General features: G+C 67.8%; 20 protein-coding genes. 10 read left to right on the top strand and 10 right to left on the bottom strand.

Annotated elements, in window-relative coordinates:
• Window positions 1-18 precede the first annotated feature (18 nt).
• Complete coding sequence (rsgA, locus tag DI276_RS29240) at window positions 19-1017, bottom strand: ribosome small subunit-dependent GTPase A (RefSeq protein ID WP_112269138.1); 999 nt, start codon at window positions 1015-1017, stop codon at window positions 19-21.
• A gap of 1 nt (window position 1018) precedes the next feature.
• On the bottom strand, window positions 1019-2284 hold the full coding sequence (aroA, locus tag DI276_RS29235; RefSeq protein ID WP_112269136.1) for a 3-phosphoshikimate 1-carboxyvinyltransferase: 1266 nt from the start codon (window positions 2282-2284) through the stop codon (window positions 1019-1021).
• Window positions 2285-2533: 249 nt separating this feature from the next.
• On the opposite strand from aroA, the gene DI276_RS29230 reads away from it, so the two are divergent.
• Both DI276_RS29230 and DI276_RS29225 read left to right on the top strand, forming a co-directional pair.
• Window positions 2534-3274: an SOS response-associated peptidase gene (locus DI276_RS29230; protein WP_112269134.1), complete on the top strand. Its 741-nt coding sequence runs from the start codon at window positions 2534-2536 to the stop codon at window positions 3272-3274.
• Window positions 3271-3882: an alpha/beta hydrolase family protein gene (locus DI276_RS29225; RefSeq protein WP_112269132.1), complete on the top strand. Its 612-nt coding sequence runs from the start codon at window positions 3271-3273 to the stop codon at window positions 3880-3882. The genes DI276_RS29230 and DI276_RS29225 overlap by 4 nt, the downstream gene beginning before the upstream one ends.
• Here DI276_RS29225 and DI276_RS29220 read toward each other — a convergent pair.
• Entirely contained in the window at window positions 3879-4736 is an 858-nt protein-coding gene (locus tag DI276_RS29220) for a DUF7916 family protein (RefSeq protein ID WP_112269130.1), read from the bottom strand. The two genes, DI276_RS29225 and DI276_RS29220, sit on opposite strands and share 4 nt — an antisense overlap.
• Window positions 4737-4800: 64 nt before the next feature.
• On the opposite strand from DI276_RS29220, the gene DI276_RS29215 reads away from it, so the two are divergent.
• Together DI276_RS29215 and DI276_RS29210 are read left to right on the top strand one after the other, a co-directional pair.
• Complete coding sequence (locus tag DI276_RS29215; protein WP_112269128.1) at window positions 4801-5343, top strand: DinB family protein; 543 nt, start codon at window positions 4801-4803, stop codon at window positions 5341-5343.
• Window positions 5344-5467: 124 nt separating this feature from the next.
• Window positions 5468-5971, top strand: a complete 504-nt coding sequence (locus tag DI276_RS29210; protein ID WP_157985019.1) for a hypothetical protein — start codon at window positions 5468-5470, stop codon at window positions 5969-5971.
• Here the strand turns inward: DI276_RS29210 and ybaK are convergent.
• Window positions 5968-6444 carry a Cys-tRNA(Pro) deacylase gene (gene ybaK, locus DI276_RS29205; protein ID WP_112269124.1) on the bottom strand — a complete coding sequence of 159 codons (477 nt, stop codon included), beginning with the start codon at window positions 6442-6444 and terminating at the stop codon, window positions 5968-5970. The genes DI276_RS29210 and ybaK overlap by 4 nt on opposite strands.
• 50 nt (window positions 6445-6494) lie before the next feature.
• On the opposite strand from ybaK, the gene DI276_RS29200 reads away from it, so the two are divergent.
• A complete protein-coding gene (locus tag DI276_RS29200) occupies window positions 6495-7160 on the top strand; it encodes a sigma-70 family RNA polymerase sigma factor (RefSeq protein WP_198680973.1) in 666 nt (221 codons plus the stop codon).
• Window positions 7157-7417 carry a mycothiol system anti-sigma-R factor gene (gene rsrA, locus DI276_RS29195; RefSeq protein ID WP_112269122.1) on the top strand — a complete coding sequence of 87 codons (261 nt, stop codon included), beginning with the start codon at window positions 7157-7159 and terminating at the stop codon, window positions 7415-7417. Before DI276_RS29200 ends, rsrA begins: the two co-directional genes overlap by 4 nt.
• 64 nt (window positions 7418-7481) lie before the next feature.
• On the opposite strand, the gene DI276_RS53475 is transcribed toward rsrA, so the two are convergent.
• Complete coding sequence (locus DI276_RS53475; protein WP_369809028.1) at window positions 7482-7556, bottom strand: 50S ribosomal protein bL37; 75 nt, start codon at window positions 7554-7556, stop codon at window positions 7482-7484.
• A 54-nt stretch (window positions 7557-7610) separates the two neighbouring features.
• On the opposite strand from DI276_RS53475, the gene DI276_RS29190 reads away from it, so the two are divergent.
• Entirely contained in the window at window positions 7611-9089 is a 1479-nt protein-coding gene (locus tag DI276_RS29190) for a histidine kinase N-terminal domain-containing protein (protein ID WP_112269120.1), read from the top strand.
• A gap of 142 nt (window positions 9090-9231) precedes the next feature.
• On the opposite strand, the gene DI276_RS29185 is transcribed toward DI276_RS29190, so the two are convergent.
• Together DI276_RS29185 and DI276_RS29180 are read right to left on the bottom strand one after the other, a co-directional pair.
• Window positions 9232-9486 (bottom strand): WhiB family transcriptional regulator, encoded by a 255-nt coding sequence (locus tag DI276_RS29185; RefSeq protein ID WP_015104912.1) that lies wholly within the window; start codon window positions 9484-9486, stop codon window positions 9232-9234.
• 244 nt (window positions 9487-9730) lie between these two features.
• On the bottom strand, window positions 9731-10672 hold the full coding sequence (locus DI276_RS29180) for a diacylglycerol/lipid kinase family protein (protein ID WP_112269118.1): 942 nt from the start codon (window positions 10670-10672) through the stop codon (window positions 9731-9733).
• 251 nt (window positions 10673-10923) lie between these two features.
• On the opposite strand from DI276_RS29180, the gene DI276_RS29175 reads away from it, so the two are divergent.
• From DI276_RS29175 to DI276_RS29165, 3 genes are all read left to right on the top strand, one after another.
• Window positions 10924-11343, top strand: a complete 420-nt coding sequence (locus DI276_RS29175) for a hypothetical protein (RefSeq protein WP_112269117.1) — start codon at window positions 10924-10926, stop codon at window positions 11341-11343.
• 82 nt (window positions 11344-11425) lie between these two features.
• On the top strand, window positions 11426-12136 hold the full coding sequence (locus DI276_RS29170; RefSeq protein WP_112269115.1) for a S1 family peptidase: 711 nt from the start codon (window positions 11426-11428) through the stop codon (window positions 12134-12136).
• Window positions 12137-12306: 170 nt separating this feature from the next.
• On the top strand, window positions 12307-13107 hold the full coding sequence (locus DI276_RS29165) for an SAM-dependent methyltransferase (RefSeq protein WP_112269113.1): 801 nt from the start codon (window positions 12307-12309) through the stop codon (window positions 13105-13107).
• On the opposite strand, the gene DI276_RS29160 is transcribed toward DI276_RS29165, so the two are convergent.
• The 3 genes from DI276_RS29160 to DI276_RS29150 form a co-directional block, all read right to left on the bottom strand.
• Window positions 13104-14195 (bottom strand): IS630 family transposase, encoded by a 1092-nt coding sequence (locus tag DI276_RS29160; RefSeq protein ID WP_112269111.1) that lies wholly within the window; start codon window positions 14193-14195, stop codon window positions 13104-13106. The genes DI276_RS29165 and DI276_RS29160 overlap by 4 nt on opposite strands.
• A gap of 206 nt (window positions 14196-14401) precedes the next feature.
• Window positions 14402-15874, bottom strand: coding sequence for a glycoside hydrolase family 28 protein (locus DI276_RS29155; protein ID WP_112269109.1), 1473 nt, complete (start codon window positions 15872-15874; stop codon window positions 14402-14404).
• A 151-nt stretch (window positions 15875-16025) separates the two neighbouring features.
• Window positions 16026-16436 (bottom strand): DUF5684 domain-containing protein, encoded by a 411-nt coding sequence (locus tag DI276_RS29150; RefSeq protein ID WP_198680972.1) that lies wholly within the window; start codon window positions 16434-16436, stop codon window positions 16026-16028.
• Between the last annotated feature and the right edge of the window lie 24 nt (window positions 16437-16460).

The raw sequence follows: 16460 nt of genomic DNA, 5'->3' as shown, positions 1-16460 counted from the left end.
TGACTGACCGGAGCAACCTCAGTCCCCGTGTTCGTCCAGCCCGGCACGAGATGCGAGCAACCGGCGCAACGACGCCAGCCGGCCCGGTGCGTCCGGCACCAGTTCGTCCAGCATGCAGCCGGGGTCCTCGGGTGCGCCGAGGTGGCCGCAGCCGGGCGGGCACTCCTCGGCGGCCTCGGCGAAGTCCGGGAACGCCTTCACGATGTCGTCCGGGGTGATGTGCGCGAGGCCGAACGAGCGGATGCCCGGCGTGTCCACGACCCAGCCGCCTTCAGGCAGCCGCAGCGCCACGGCCTGCGTCGAGGTGTGCCGGCCCTTGCCGACGCCGGACACCACGCCCACCGCGCGGTTCGCGTCCGGTACCAGCCGGTTGACCAAAGTGGACTTGCCGACGCCGGAGTGGCCGATCAGGCACGACACCGTGTCCGTCAGCCGCGAACGAAGAACCGCGGGCTCCTCGTCGAACCGCGTCACGATCACCGGTACGTCGAGCTCGGTGTACAGAGCGAGCAACGAGTCCGCAGACGCGAGGTCCGACTTCGTCAGGCACAGCACCGGTTCCAGGCCACCGGCGTACGCGGCGACCAGGCACCGGTCGATGAAACCCGTGCGCGGCGGTGGATCGGCGAGCGCCACGACCATGATGAGCTGGGAGGCGTTCGCGACGACGACGCGTTCGAACGGGTCGGTGTCGTCCGCGGTCCGGCGCAGGACGGACGTCCGCTCCTCGACGCGCACGATGCGGGCCAGCGTGTCCGGTTGGCCCGACGTGTCACCGACGATGCCGACCTGGTCGCCCACCACCACGGGCGTGCGGCCGAGTTCGCGCGCACGCATCGCGGTGACGACGACACCGGACTCCAACGCGCACGTCCAGCGGCCCCGGTCGACGCCGATCACCATCGCGCTCTCGGCGTCGGCGTGTTCCGGTCGCCTCTTGCTGCGCGGCCGCGTGCCCTTGCCGGGGCGCACCCGCACGTCGGACTCGTCGAGCTTGCGCCAGTCCCGCTTGCTCACGTCAACGCGCCCCCGCGAGCATGGCGTCCCACATGCCTGGGAAGTCGGGGATCGTCTTGGTCGTCGACCCGATGTCGTCCACCGAGACGCCCGGTACCACCAGCCCGATGATCGCGCCCGCGGTCGCCATCCGGTGGTCCGCGTAGGCCTTCCAGACGCCACCGTGCAGCGGCGCCGGGTTGATGATCAGCCCGTCCTCGGTCTCGGAGGCGTTGCCCCCCAAGCCGTTGATCTCGTTGACCAGTGCCGCGATCCGGTCCGTCTCGTGGCCGCGGATGTGCGCGACCCCGCGGATGATCGTCTGCCCCTCGGCCAGCGCGGCCAGTGCGGCGACGGTCGGGGTCAGCTCGCTCTCGTCGCGCAGGTCGATGTCCAAACCGGACAGCTTCTCGGGTCCGCGCACGGTCAGGCCCTGCTCCGACACCTCGACCGTGCAGCCCATGCGCTCGAGGATGCCGCGCACCGCGTCACCGGGCTGGGTGGTTCGCGCCGGCCAATGCGGGATCGTGACCTCGCCACCGGTCACCGCGGCCGCGGCCAGGAACACCGTCGCGTTCGACAGGTCCGGCTCCACGTGCCACGTGCGAGCCACGATCGGGCCGGGCTCGACGTGCCAGACGTTCGCGTCGGTCTCCACCCGCACCCCGACCGACCGCAGCGTCTCGACCGTCATGTCGATGTGCGGCAACGAAGGCACGGGCTTGCCGGCGTGGCGCACCGTCACGCCCTTGTCGTAACGGGCGGCGGACAGCAGCAGCCCGGACACGAACTGCGACGAGCCCGACGCGTCGATCGTGACCTCACCACCGGGCAGCGATCCGGTGCCGCGCAACGTGAACGGCAGCGCGTCGCCCTCGACGTCCGCGCCCAGCGAACGCAACGCACCCAGCACGGTGCTCATCGGCCGCGTGCGGGCGTGCGGGTCGCCGTCGAACCTGATCTCGCCCTCGGCCAGCGCGGCGGCGGGCGGCAGGAACCGCATGACCGTGCCCGCGAGACCGCAGTCGACCTCGGCCGGACCGCGCAACGGAGCGGGCGTCACGTCCCAGCCGCCGTCCTCGCGATCGACGAAACCGACGCCCAACGAAGAGAGCGCGGCAGCCATCAACACGGTGTCCCGGCTGCGCAACGGCGCGTGCACGGTGGACGGGCCGTCGGCCAGTGCTGCGAGCACCAGGACGCGGTTCGTGATCGACTTCGAGCCGGGCACCGGCACCGTCGAGTGGACTGGACCGGGTGCGCTGGGGGCTGACCAGTGCTGAGTCATGCACGAATGATCCCGCATCGGGGTGGGGAGGTGACCGCCAGCCTTCACCGCGCCCTCCGGCGCCCAGCAGGTCGCCTCGCGGTACCGGCCCCGCGCCCCCATATGTCCGATATGAGGGCGCGGGGCCGGCACCGCGATGCAACCGTCTGAACGGCGAAGGACGGGGCAAAGGCTGGCGGTCACCTCCCCGGGGCGGCTCGCACAGGTGTTCCCGACGTGCGACGATGACGACTTCGGAGGTGATCGGTTTTGTGTGGTAGGTACGCCTCCACCAAGGACCCGGCGCTGCTGGCGGCCGAGTTCGACGCGGTGGACGGAACCGGCGACGAGGCGCCAGGGGCGGACTACAACATCGCTCCCACCAAGCACGTCATGGCGGTGGTCGAGCGCAAACCCGCAGAAGACGCAGACAGCGAGGAGCTGGAGCGCAGCCTCCGCGTCATGCGCTGGGGCCTGGTCCCGCACTGGGCCAAGGACCTCTCCGGCGCGGCCAAGATGATCAACGCGCGGGCCGAGAGCGTGCTCACCAAGCCCGCCTACAAGCAGTCCGCGATGAAGCGCCGCTGCATCATCCCCGCCGCCGGTTGGTACGAATGGCAGCCGGGCGAGGGGCGCAAACAGCCGTACTTCATGACGCTCGGGGACGACACCTCGCTCGCGATGGCCGGCATCTGGTCCGTGTGGTGGAAGGATGACGTTCCGACCGTGACGTGCGCGGTGCTCACCACGGACGCCATCGGTGCGATGACCGAGGTGCACAACCGCATGCCGTTGCTGCTGCCTCGGGACCGTTGGTCGGCGTGGCTCGACCCGACGTCGCTGGACCCGTCCGAGCTGCTGACCCCGGACCCTTCGATCGTTGACGCACTTGAGCTGCGTCCTGTGTCGACGGCGGTGAACAGTGTGAAGAACAACAACGCCTCGTTGATCGACCGCGTCTCGCTCGCCGAAGACGAGAAGCCCTCACCCACGTTGTTCGAGACGTCGTGACGACTCTGTTGGTGGACACGCCGCACGGCCCCGCGCGGGCCTCACTGCACTGTGCCCACGAACCGCGTGCAGCGCTCCTCCTCGGCCACGGCGCCGGTGGCGGAGTCGAGGCACCGGACCTGGTGGCCGCGTGCCACGCCGCGAATGCCGTCGGCGTGCACGTGGCCCTGATCGAACAGCCCTACCGCGTCGCGGGCCGTCGTGCCCCGGCGCCGGCCAACCAGCTCGACACGGCTTGGCTGTCCGTCGTCGAGGACCTCGGCGAACGCTGGTTCGACGGCCTGCCCCTGGTGTTCGGGGGCCGGTCGTCAGGCGCGCGGGTGGCCTGCCGGACGTCGGTCGAGGGGCAGGCGGTCGCGGTGCTGTGCCTGGCGTTCCCGGTGCACCCGCCGGGCAAGCCGGAGAAGTCCCGCATGGCCGAGCTGGACGGCGTCGAGGTCACCACGCTGGTCGTGCAGGGCGAGAACGACCCGTTCGGCCAGCCACCGCGCGCCCTCCACCGTGAAGTGGTGCTGCTGAAGGGCGACCACTCGTTGAAGGCGTCCGTCGCGGACGTGGGCCGGTCCGTCGGGGAATGGCTCGATCGCGTGCTCAGGCCGCTGGATTAGCGCGCCATCCGGGTCCACGTGTGCCGGCGGCCGCGGACGGCCACCGAGTACGCGTAGAGCAGCTCGGGATCGCCCATGCCCGGCAGGAAGCAGTCGCCGATGTGGTGTGCGTCGACGCCGATTTCCTTGGCCGTGAGGGCCAGCTGCGGCACGACGTTGGTGTGCGCGCCCTCCTGTGACGTGCCGATCGCACCCATGACGACCGCGCCTTTCGCATGCACGGCTTGAACCACCTCTGCGGCGGCTTCCCGAGTGATGCCGGGCAGCGTGCCGGGGATCGGGAGGATCACGCCGTCCGCGCCCGCGTCGACGAGGTTCCCGAGCTTCTGCGCGGTGATGGGCTCGGGGTGACCGGCGTGGTGCATCTTGCCAACCCACAGCCCTGCCCCGGTCCCGAGCTGCTCGGTGGCGCGGGCCATGCCGTCGAGCGAACCGTCCGTGCTCGGGTTGGCGGTGAGCACGATCAGCGCGGCGCCGGCGTCGGCGAGCCTCTGGGCGTTGTCCTTCGAGGCTTTCCGCAACTCGGGCACGGTGCCGGGCTCCAGGTTCACCCCGATCGGACGGCCGATCTTCGCGGCCAGCTCGGCAAGGCTCGCGAACTCACCGAGGCCGGGGAAGCGGAACATGGTGCCGTCCCAGACCCGGTCGATCATGTTCAGCACGATGACGTCGGCGCCGAACGCGGCCATCAGCTCGGCGTTGTGCACGCCGGTCTGGCCGTCGAACGACAGTGCCGCGCGGTCGGCGAACACCTCGGCGACCATGGTCCGGCCCTCGGATGCGGCGACTGCGCGGGAGAGTTCCGGTCCGCGGAGTGCGGCGAGCCCGGAGCGGTCGAGGTCGAGGATGCGCACGGCGGCCTCCCGATTGGTCTAAACCATGTGGTCGCACTCTACGGCTTCGGCTGGGATCACGCCCATGACCGACTTCGACGAGCACGGCCGGCCGGAACCACCCATGGACGGCGATGAGCTCGCCACCCTGAACGGCTTCCTGGAGTGGCAACGAGCGACCCTCGCGTGGAAGACCGCCGGCCTCACCGCCGAGCAGCTGAACCAGACCACCGCGAAGTCGTCGATGACGCTCGGCGGCATCCTCAAGCACATGTCGTACGTGGAACAGCAGTGGTTCCACGTCGTGCTGCACGACCGTGAGCCGCTGGGGCCGTGGGCGACCGTGGACTGGAAGGCCGACAACGACTGGGACTGGCACTCGGCCGCGCAGGACACCCCCGAGCAGCTCGTCTCCCTCTGGCAGGAGGACGTGGAACGGGCGCGCAAGGCCGTCGCCGAAGCCCTCGAAACCGGCGACCTCGGCCAGCTGTCCAAGCGCGCGCCGTGGAAGGACGGCCGCCGGATGAGCCTGCGCTGGATCCTGACCCACATGGTCGAGGAGTACGCCCGCCACAACGGCCACGCCGACCTGCTCAGGGAGTCGATCGACGGCCAAACGGGCGAATAGCACCAATCGAGACGGAATCATCCTGCAGGACTAGTTTCGTTCTCGATGACAACCGAATGGGGATCGGCGACGTCACCTCAGGGCGTAAGGGAAATCGCAGATCGTCGTGAATTCGGGAGAACAAGTGAACGCGTTCCGCAAGACTGCTGTCGTAGTTGCCGGCGCCGCACTTCTGGCCGGCGCGGGGACTCTGGCTGCTCAGGCGCAGTCGAACAGTTCGGCGGAGACCCCGTGGTGCACCGGCAGCGATCTGGTGATCAGCGCCAACGACATGCGCTCGCCGTCGAGCGCCACCACTGCGCACCGGATCAGGTTCGTCGCCGCTGAGGGTGTCTCCTGCCGGATCGGTGGCCGCCTCAGCAACGTGCGTTTCCTCGACGCCGACGGCCGTGACATGGGTGTTTCGCTGACGGGTGGCCAGGGGCAGTACACCGAGGCGCTGGTCGACGCCAACGGCGAGGCTGCCGTCTACGTCGGCTCGCCGCGCAAGGATCCTCAGGTGACCCCCGCGTTCATCCGCTTCGACCTGCCGGGTCAGGGCAGCCTGGGCGACTCGGTCAAGATCGCCTGGCCGTCGAGTGTCGGTACGCCCGTTCAGTTGAGCGGCGTGATGATGCCGGTCAGCTAAGCGCTGATTCGCGCGACCACCGCATTCGTCAACCGCACCAAGTCGGCAGGCGTGATCTCGACTTCGAGACCACGCCTGCCGGCGCTGCAGAAAATCGTGTCGAACTGCGAAACCGATTCGTCGAGCACAACCGGAAGGCGCTTTTTCTGCCCGAGTGGAGAAATGCCGCCGGCGACGTAACCCGTCGCGCGTTCGGCGTCGGCGACCACGGCCATCTTCGCCTTCTTGCCCTTCAGCGCCGCGGCGAGACCCTTCAGGTCTAGCTGGGACGTCACCGGCACGACGCCGACCGCGAGCTTGCCGTCCACGTCGGCCACGAGCGTCTTGAACACGCGTTCCGGCACCAGCCCGAGCGCCTCGGCCGCCTCCAGTCCGTAGGACTCGTGGCGGGGGTCGTGCTCGTACGAGTGCAAGGTGTGCGCCACCCGCTGCTTCTCCAGCAGCGCTGTGGCGGGCGTCCCACGTCCGGCCATGCGGAATTACTACCAGCACCTCCGTTGTTACGAGGGACGTGGCTACGAACATGCTCGAGCGGCCCCGCGTAGAGTCGGACCCGACCCAGATCCAGTGGGAAGGGAGCGCGGTGCCCGCCACCGGCACGACGGAGACGACGGCGGAGCGAGCCGCGCGTTTCGAGCGCGACGCGATGCCGATGCTCGACCAGCTCTACTCGGCTGCCCTGCGCATGACGCGCAACCCGGCTGACGCCGAGGACCTGGTCCAGGAGACGTTCCTCAAGGCCTACTCGGCGTTCGCGTCCTTTTCGGAGGGCACGAACCTCAAGGCCTGGCTGTACCGGATCCTGACCAACACCTACATCAACGGCTACCGCAAGAAGCAGCGCCAGCCGATCCAGCAGCCGACCGACGAGATCACTGACTGGCAGCTGGCGCAGGCGGAGAGCCACACCTCGTCCGGGCTGCGCAGCGCAGAGGTCGAGGCACTCGACAACCTGCCCGACAGCGACGTCAAGGAAGCATTGCAGCGGTTGCCGGAGGAGTTCCGGATCGCGGTCTACCTCGCCGATGTCGAAGGCTTCGCGTACAAGGAGATCGCAGACATCATGGGCACCCCGATCGGCACGGTGATGTCCCGGTTGCACCGGGGCCGTCGCCAGCTCCGCGACATGCTGGCGGACGTCGCCCGCGAACGTGGATTCCTCCGAGGCAACAACGGAGACGCGTCATGAACTGCGGCGAACCCCACGACACCGACTGCTCGGAAGTCCTCTCCGAGGTCTGGCTGTTCCTGGACCACGAGTGCGACCAGACCCGCAGGGCGGCACTGCAGACGCACCTCGACGAGTGCCATCCGTGCCTGGAGCAGTTCGGGCTGGAGGAGCACCTCAAGGCGCTGCTCGCCCGCAAGTGCGGCGGCGACTACGCCCCCGCCGACCTGAAGGCGCGCATCCGAGCCACGATCGTGGAGATCCGCACCGAGGACTGAGTGTCCTCGTGAGAAGACAAAAAGGCCTGGTCACCGTCATGGTGTCCAGGCCTTTTCGCAGCACTCAGGCGTTGGGGCGCTTGCCTCGGTTGGCGCCGCCCTTTTTGCGGTCGCGGCGCTTGCGAGCACGCTTCGACATGGGTGTCTCCTAGGATCAGAACTGCTTCACCCACCAGTTTCTCATGGAGGAGTTCTGTCTACGCTCACGGACCTGCTGGCTGAGCACACGAAGCTCTCCGGCGCCGCCGTCGACCACCTCCAGCTGGTCGTCGCCGAGTGGCAGCTCCTCTCCGACCTGTCGTTCGCGGACTTCCTCATGTGGGTGCCGTTGGACGACCAGAACTTCCTCTGCGTCGCCCAGGCCCGTCCGACGACGGCGCCCACGGCCCACCCGGAGGACGTGGTCGGCAGCGAGGTGCACGCGGACGAGCACCCGCAGCTGCGCAGGGCGATGGACGAGTCGCGGATCTGCCGCGAGGAGGACCCTCGCTGGCACCTGGGCGTGCCCGTGCGCCGCGAAACCATCCCGGTGCGGCTGGGCGCCCAGGTCATCGCGGTGCTGAGCCGCAGCACGAACCTGGCGGTGCCGCGCGTGCCGTCGCCGTTGGAGATCTCGTACCTGGGCAGCGCGGCCGACCTGTGCCAGATGATCGCGGACGGCACGTTCCCCGCGCCCGAACCGTCCCCGGACGTGCACACCAGCCCGCGCGTCGGTGACGGCCTGATCAGGCTCGACCCGTCCGGTGCGGTGGTGTTCGCCTCGCCGAACGCGCTGTCGGCCTACCACCGCATGGGGCACGCGTCAGACCTGGTCGGCGTGCATCTCGCGCCGTTGACGCGCAGCCTGATCGGCGACCCGTTCGACGCCACCGAGGTCGCTCAACGCATCCGGCAGGCGTTGGACGGGCAGCCGTCCATGCGCATGGAGGCCGAGTCACGGCGCGGTGCCGCAGTACTGTTCCGTTCTTTGCCCCTACGGCCACGCGGACAGGCTGCCGGCGCCATCGTGCTGTGCCGCGACGTCACCGAGGTGCGCCGCCGCGACCGAGCGTTGATGTCCAAGGACGCCACGATCCGCGAGATCCACCACCGGGTGAAGAACAACCTGCAGACCGTGGCCGCGTTGCTCAGGCTGCAAAGTCGCAGGTTGACGAACCCGGAGGCCAAGGAGGCGCTCGCCGAGTCGGTGCGGCGTGTGACTTCCATCGCACTCGTGCACGAGACGTTGTCGATGTCCGTGGACGAGCGAGTCGATCTTGACGACGTGGTCGACAAGGTGATCCCGATGATGAGCGACGTGGCGGTCACCGAGACCCAGGTGAAGGTCCGCCGCGAGGGTGGTTTCGGGATCGTTCCGGCCGAGATCGCGACGCCGCTCGTGATGGTGCTGACCGAGCTCGTGCAGAACGCGTTCGAGCACGCCTACGCCCCTGGCCAGCGCGGAGAGGTCGTCGTGCACTCCGAGCGGTCAGCCAAGTGGCTCGACGTGACGATCTCCGACGACGGCAAGGGGCTTCCGCCCGGTTTCTCCCTGGAGCGCACGGATCGTCTCGGTTTGCAGATCGTTCGGACCCTCGTCGACTCCGAACTGAGGGGCTCGTTGAGCTTGCGGCGCAGGCCTCGAGGCGGTACAGAGGCGGTCCTGCGCGTACCGCTCAGAGGGCGGCGCTAAACTAACGCCGTGCACACGTGACGACCAGCCTCAGCGGTCTCACGTGGTCATGCGGGAGGGTGTGCAAACAAAGAAGAAGCCCGACACCTGGCACGGTGTCGGGCTTCTACTTATATGTAGCTTGTCGCGGCTAACTGCCTGGTCAGGCGTTGCTGCGGGCCCGCGTGCGGGCGTTGCGGCGCTTGAGAGCGCGGCGCTCGTCTTCGCTCATCCCGCCCCAGACGCCGGCGTCCTGGCCGCTCTCGAGCGCCCACGCGAGGCAGTCGGATACGACGGGGCAACGGCGGCAGACGGTCTTCGCCTCGGCGATCTGAAGCAGCGCGGGACCACTGTTCCCAACGGGGAAGAACAGCTCGGGGTCCTCGTCGCGGCAGATCGCGCGGTGGCGCCAGTCCATTGGAACTACTCCTCAGCTAGGCGCGCACAAGGGCACGCCGGTTGTCAGCGGTCGTTTTGGGGTGCTTGTGAATGCTTTCACGAACGGCTGGGATGTCAAGGGGTTAGCACTGACCCGGTGAGTGAACTCACCCAAAAGATCGACACCGTTCACCTGGGGTTTCACGCTCTGCTGTCACTCGACTGCAGTACATCCCGGGTGGGTACCGAGACGGTCACGAACCGATCACGGACTGTCAAGTTGCTTATACGGCAACAGTCAACGCATCGGGGACCGCCCGGAACTCCACCGCCGTCGTCATGCCGAGGAAATCACCGTCGACCTGGAGGTTGGCGGGCTCCTCGCACTTCACTCTGACATAACCCACGTCATCGCGCCGAACGAGATTCCCGCCCTTCGGGTTACCGGTGGCGAGCACCTGGGCTACATAGCGCCCGACGGTGGGCACGCGAAGGGTCTTCAGAGCGCTCAGGCCCAGGCCACCGTCGAAGGACGTGCTGGGGTTGAGCTGGATCGCCTTGTCGCCGAAGTACGTCCACGGGTCGGTGTTCGACACGAACACCATGCCGACGTCGCTGAACGGGGCCTCGTCCGGCACCTCGACTGTGAAGTGCTGCGGTTTCCGGACGTTCTGCGCATAAGCCCCGAGCGCGACGGTCAGATAGAGAGCAGGGCTCGCGTTGCGGCCTTTGGCGCGCTTCTTCTCCACGCCCGCGACGACGTCGGCGTCGAGGCCCATGCCCGCGTTGAAGGTGAACCAGCGGCCTTTGTCGCCCTCGACGACGTCCGCGAACACCTGGCCGAGCCCGATCCGGCGCTTGGTGCCGTGCTCGATCGACTGAAGCAGGACGTGCGTGGCCTCGACCGGGTCGCGCGGGATGCCCAGCGCGCCGGCGAAGACGTTGGCCGAACCGCCGGGCACGACGCCCAGCATCGGCTTGTCCGGACGGGGGCCGCCGCGCAGGATGCCGTTCACGACCTCGTTGACCGTGCCGTCGCCGCCGTGGGCGATGACCAGGTCGAACCCGTCCTCCGCAGCTTTGTGCGCCGCGTCTGCCGCGTGGCCGCGGTAGGAGGTCTCGATGATCTCCAGCCGCACGTCGCTGGCGAGCGCGTGCGCCAACACGTCACGGCCCGCCGGCGTTGTTGTAGTCGCCTGCGGGTTCACCACGAGAAGAGCGCGCACTACTTGAGAGTAAGACAGTGCGTGACCGTCAGCGGCGCGCATGTCCTCCCTAAGGGTGGCTCCGGCCTCACGAAAGTGGCCCAAATCTCCCTTCCGCTAGCACTGCGTGCGCCTCGCAGCCGAGTGCACCCCGGACGACCGCCGGCTCGCTGAAGGCCCCTTGATCTTCCCGCGCCGGGCGTGCTCGGAGAGCCCTCCAACCGGGTGGCCTACGATCCGTGACCAGTACAGAACGTGAGGAAAGGTCTCCAGTGACCACTGCGACCCCGGTGCCACCGCGCGCTGTGCGTGGTGCCGCCGCGCTCACCTTTTTGCAGGGCCTGGGCGGTATCGCGCTGGCCGTCGCACTCGTCGTCCGGGTGATTCAGGGCGCACCTTCCGGCGGCCCGATCCTCGGTGCCGCCGGTGTGCTCGTGATCTGGTTCGGCGGGGCGATCTTCGCGTCGGTCATGTTGTTCCGCGGCCAGCACGGCGCCCGCACGCCCGTGATCGTCACGCAGCTGCTGCTGCTCGGCTGCGCCTGGTACGCCTACGGGCCGTCAGAGCAACAGTTGTTGGGCTCGTTGGCGGGCATCTACTGCGTCGTTGTGCTCGTGCTGCTGTTCACCAGCGACGGGCGCAAGTGGGCGATGGGCCTCTCCGATGTCTCGGAAGGCGACAAAGCCGACTAACGGAGGGTGGTCAGGGTCACACGACCGGGTGAAGCTGTGCGTGGTTGCTTAACCACTCCCTGCACTCACGAGGTGACCAACCATGCGTGTTCTGACCGCGATCGCGGGCGCCTTCCTGGCGGCGCTCTCCCTCGCTCCTGTCGCGTCGGCTGCTCCGGACGAGCCGGACATGTCGCCGATGATCATCGGTGGCAGCTACGCGTCGAACTTCCCCTACGCGGCACGTCTGTTCGCCAACGGCCGGGAGAACTGCTCGGCCACCAAGATCGCACCTCAGTGGATCCTGACCGCTGAGCACTGCGTGGCGTCCAGCACCGCCAGGTACACGTTCCGGGCGGGCAGCCTGGACCAGACGTCCGGTGGCCAGCTGGTGACCGGTGACCGGGTGATCAAGCACCCGTCCGCCGACCTGGCGCTGGTGCACGTGACCACGTCGATGTCCGCGCCGTTCTCCCCGCTCGTCAACCCCGTCTCGGTCGGCCAGACCGTGCAGCTCTACGGCTGGGGCGCCACCTGCACCAACCAGCCGGAGATCAACTGCCAGTCGCGCTACCTGAAGGTCGCGAACACCCGCGTCACGTCCACCAACGGCCGTGACTACCGCGGTGGCGTCGCCATCTCGGTCCAGCGGGTCGACGGCATCGCGGCCGGCGGTGACTCCGGTGGCCCGATGTTCGCCAACGGCCGTCAGGTCGGCGTCGCCTCGACGTCGGACCGCGCGACGCGCTCCAACTACACCAGCATCAACCACACCCCGTACCGCAACTGGATCCGCACGACCGCCGGCGTCTGATCTGACCGCACGCGGGGCGCTTTCGTACGACATGAGCGTGCGAAAGCGCCCCGCGTGCCATCTGCAGACGTCACCGTGCGTGTTCACGAATGGTGGATGGACACGAACGGAGTAGCCAGTTACCGTGCTGCCAGCGTTCGCGCCGCTCGGCAGCAGGGTGAGGTGTCGCAGTGCAGGACGGCCCGAAGCGGGTGACGACAAACGGCGGTTCCGAACGCCCAAACGTGGCTCGCCTCTTCGACTACTACCTCGGCGGCGCCCACAACTTCGCGGTCGACCGCGCCCTCGCCGAGGAGACCATCAAGCACTTCCCGGTGGCCGAGATGGCCCGCGCGATCCGCTCGTTCTCGCGCAGGGTCGTCAGGTTGTGCGTCGAGGAGATGGGCATCCGCCAGTTCCTCGACCTCGGCAGCGGCATCCCGACCGCGGGCAACGTGCACGAGGTCGCCCAGGCCCTCGACGCGTCCTGCAACGTGGTCTACGTCGACCACGACCCGGTGACCGTCGCCCACGCCCGCACCATGCTGCGCGACAACCTGAGCGCCGCCATCGTGCAGGCCGACGTGTGCGATGTCGGCGCCGTGCTGCGGGACCCGGAAACGCGCCGCCTCATCGACTTCACCAAGCCGACCGCCGTGCTGATGGTCGGCATCCTCCCGTACGTCCACGACGAGCCCGCGGGTGTCGTCGCACGCTATCGGGCGGCGCTGTGCGAGGGCAGTGTGCTGGCGTTGACGCACCTGACCAAGGACGTCGAGCCCGATCTCGTGGAGGGGCTGCTCTCGTTGTCCGACGACCTCGGCAGCACGCTGGTCCCGCGCACCAAGCAGGACGTCGAAGAGTTCGTGTGCGGGCTGAAGCTGCTCGAGCCCGGACTGGTGCTCGCCGCCCACTGGAGATCGGACGGCGAGCTGCCCGGTACGTCCGCGGCCGCGGACGCCTCTACCTATGGCGCGGTCGGCGTCATCTAGTGTCCTGCGCCGGAAATTCGCCTGCAAAATCGGGCGAGTGATTCGAGGATCTCTTCGGCGGTCTTGGTCCAGATGAACGGCCGCGGGTGGGTGTTCCAGTCGGTGATCCAGGCGCGGATGTCTTTCTCCAGCGCCTGGACGCTGCGGTGTGTGCCGCGGGTGATCTGCTGGTCGGTGAGGAAGCCGAACCAGCGTTCGACCTGGTTGATCCAGCTGGATCCGGTCGGGGTGAAGTGCATGTGGAACCGGGGATGGCGGGTCAGCCAGGTCTTGATCGCCGGAGTCTTGTGGGTGCCGTAGTTATCGCAGACCAGGTGCACGTCCAACTCCGCGGGCACGGTCTTGTCGATCGTGACCAGGAACTTGCGGAACTCGGCGGCGCGGTGCTGGCGGTGCAACTCACTGATCACCGTGCCATCGGCGACGTTGAACGCGGCGAACAGACTGGTGATGCCGTTGCGGACATAGTCGTGAGTGCGCCGCTCGGGCATGCCCGGCATCATCGGCAGCACCGGCTGGGACCGGTCCAGCGCCTGGATCTGACTCTTCTCGTCCACACACAGCACCACCGCCCGCTCGGGCGGATTGTGGTACAGGGCAACAACATCGACGACCTTCTCCACGAACAACGGATCAGTGGAGAGCTTGAACGTCTCGGCACGATGGGGCTTGAGGCCGAAATCGCGCCAGATCCGGCCGATGGTCGACTTGCTCAAGCCGGTGCGTTCGGCCATCGACGCCCGCGACCAGTGCGTGGCGTTGCGCGGAGTCTCCTCCAGCGTCGCCACGATCACCTCCTCGACCTGGTCCACCGTGATCGACGGCGGCCGGCCCGGCCGTTGCTCATCGACCAGGCCATCCAGTCGATCCCGCAGAAACCGCCTGCGCCACTTGGTCACCGTCGCCTCATGCACCCGCAGGTCCTCCGCGATCTGCTTGCCCGGCAGACCATCCGCGCACGCCAGCACGATCCTGCACCGCTGCGCCAGCACCTGCGACGACTTCGCCCGCCGCGCCCACCGCTCCAGCGTCTCCCGCTCCTGCTCGGTCAACGTCACCTCAGCAGGAGGACGTCCAATCCGTGCCATCAACCCACACTAGACTTACCTGGCGGATTTCAGGCGCAGGACACTAGTGGCGCGACTCGGAACGTGGGCGGTGAATTCACGCTCAGCAGGGCGCCTCGCGGCACCGCCCCCGCGCCCCCCATACATCCAGTACGAGGACGCGGGGGCGGCACCACGATGCACCCGTCTGACCGCGAATTCGCTCGGCAACGTTCCGAGCCGCGCCACTAGCTCGTCTTGGCGCGCAAGGCCTGACCGCTCGTCGACGTGCTGTTCGTGACCGACGTGCCGCTGCTCTTTCGCCACTGCAGGTCATTCGCGCCGGTGCTGCGTTCCACCTGCACGCCGTTGAGCGAGATGTTCTGCACGCTGTCGGTGGTGAACGCCGGCCGTCCGTCGTTCCGGTCGAACTCGATCGTGCTGTTGAGGAACTTCACGTCGGTCGCGTTGCGGATCCAGAAGCCGAACGCCGGTCGCACGCCGAAGATCCGCGGCGGGTACGCGTCGGAGACCTCCGGAGGCGTGCGGGAAGCGTCCGATTCCTTGTGGTTGCCGGGAACCGTGAGCTGCACGTGGTCGAACGTCAGGCCGGTGATCTTCGAGTCGGACCGGCCGGAGATGGTCGACGCGTACTCCGGGTCGCCGGGGATGTCGCGCGGCGCCGTCAGGTTCGTGCCGGTGATGTTCCGGTAGGTGATGTTGCGGATCTTCCCGGCGGGCGGGCTGCCTGGGCAGCGGCCGCGCTTGCCGATGTGGATGAAGATCGGCGAGGCGGTCTTGGTGAGCTGGATGTTGTCGTAGACGACGTCCTCGATCGTCGCGCCGTCCATCGACACCATGCCGAGGCCCGCCTTCGAGGCGCCGGTGACCTTGAGGTTGCGGAACTGGATGTTCTTGAAGCTGCCGCAGGTCTCCGAGCCGAACTGGATGGCGTTGTTCTCCGTCGACTGGATGGTCGAGTCGCGGACGATGTTGTTCTCTGACAAGAAGGTCTTGCCCGTGGCGAAGTCGGACTTGAACGCCACCGCGTCGTCGCTGGAGATGATCGTCGAGTTGGACAGCTCGATGTTGGAGCTGTTGATGAAGTTGATGCCGTCGCGGTCGTCGGGGCTGTCGACGGTGATCCGGTCGAGCTTCATCCCGTTGCAGCCGTTGACGATGATCGCGAAGTGGCCGGCCTCGCGGAACGTCACGTCGGTGATGTTGACGTTCTTGCAGAACTTCAGCGACAGCATCTTGTCGCCCTTGCCCGCCGGGATGTTCTCGCCGGTCTCGAGCTTGTTGGCGCCGTCGATCACGCCCTTGCCGGTGAAGTTGATGTTCTCGACGTTCTCGCCCCACAGCAGCGCGTTGCGGAAGTGGCTGTGGCCGAAGTCCTGGTAGCGCGAGTTCGGGTTCGACTCCGGCGCGTCGATGCCGCTGCCGGACGCCACGATCCGCGCGCCCTGCTGGATGTTGATCGTGATGTTGCTCTTGAGGTGGATCGAGCGCGAGAGGTACGTGCCGGGCGGGATTTCGACGATGCCGCCGTTCGCCGCCGCCGCCGCGGCGATGGCCTTGTCGATGGCGACCGAGTCGATCGCCTTGCCGTCGCCCTTCGCGCCGTAGTCCTTGACGTTGAAGCTGGCCGCCTTCGCCACGCCCACCGGTGCCACGACCACCGCTAGCGCGACGAACGCGCCGGTCAGTCGACGCCTCATCGTTGAGAGGTCCTTCCTCGTCGTGCGTCGAGGGCGGCGGCAACTCGGCGTCTGAAACGCTCTGAAAACGATTTCATTTCTGACCTTAGTGAAGGCCGGGCCTGAAGTACAGGGGTGACTTCTGACCCGGCCTCAGCTCACAGGCTCAGCCTCAGTAGGCGGCCTGCTGGCCCCCCAGCGCGGCCGGGCCGCGGTACTGCGCGCCACCGAACGCGAGGATCGCGTAGCCGATGATGCTGAACAGCCACAGGCCGACGACACCGAAGACGGAGTCCTTGCCGAAGGACTTCGAGATGTCCATCGACACGATCAGCGCCATGATGACGTTGACGAACGGGATCAGCATCAGGATCAGCCACCAGCCCGGACGGCCGGCGACCTTCAGCCACACGTAGATGTTGTAGAACGGGATGATCGCCGCCCAGCCCGGCTGACCTGCCTTCGTGAAGGTCTTCCAGAAGACGACGATGCCGAAGACGATGAAGGCCAGGTAGATGATCGTGCCCACGATGCCGATACCGGCAGCGGCGTTCGGGTCGATCTGGGGCGTTGTCGGGTCCACGGTCTTTCCTTCTTTCCACGCTTA

It is taken from the genome of Lentzea terrae, assembly GCF_003265345.1.
In the GTDB taxonomy this organism is placed as follows: Bacteria; Actinomycetota; Actinomycetes; order Mycobacteriales; family Pseudonocardiaceae; genus Lentzea; species Lentzea terrae.
This window is presented reverse-complemented; position numbering and strand designations above follow the sequence as displayed.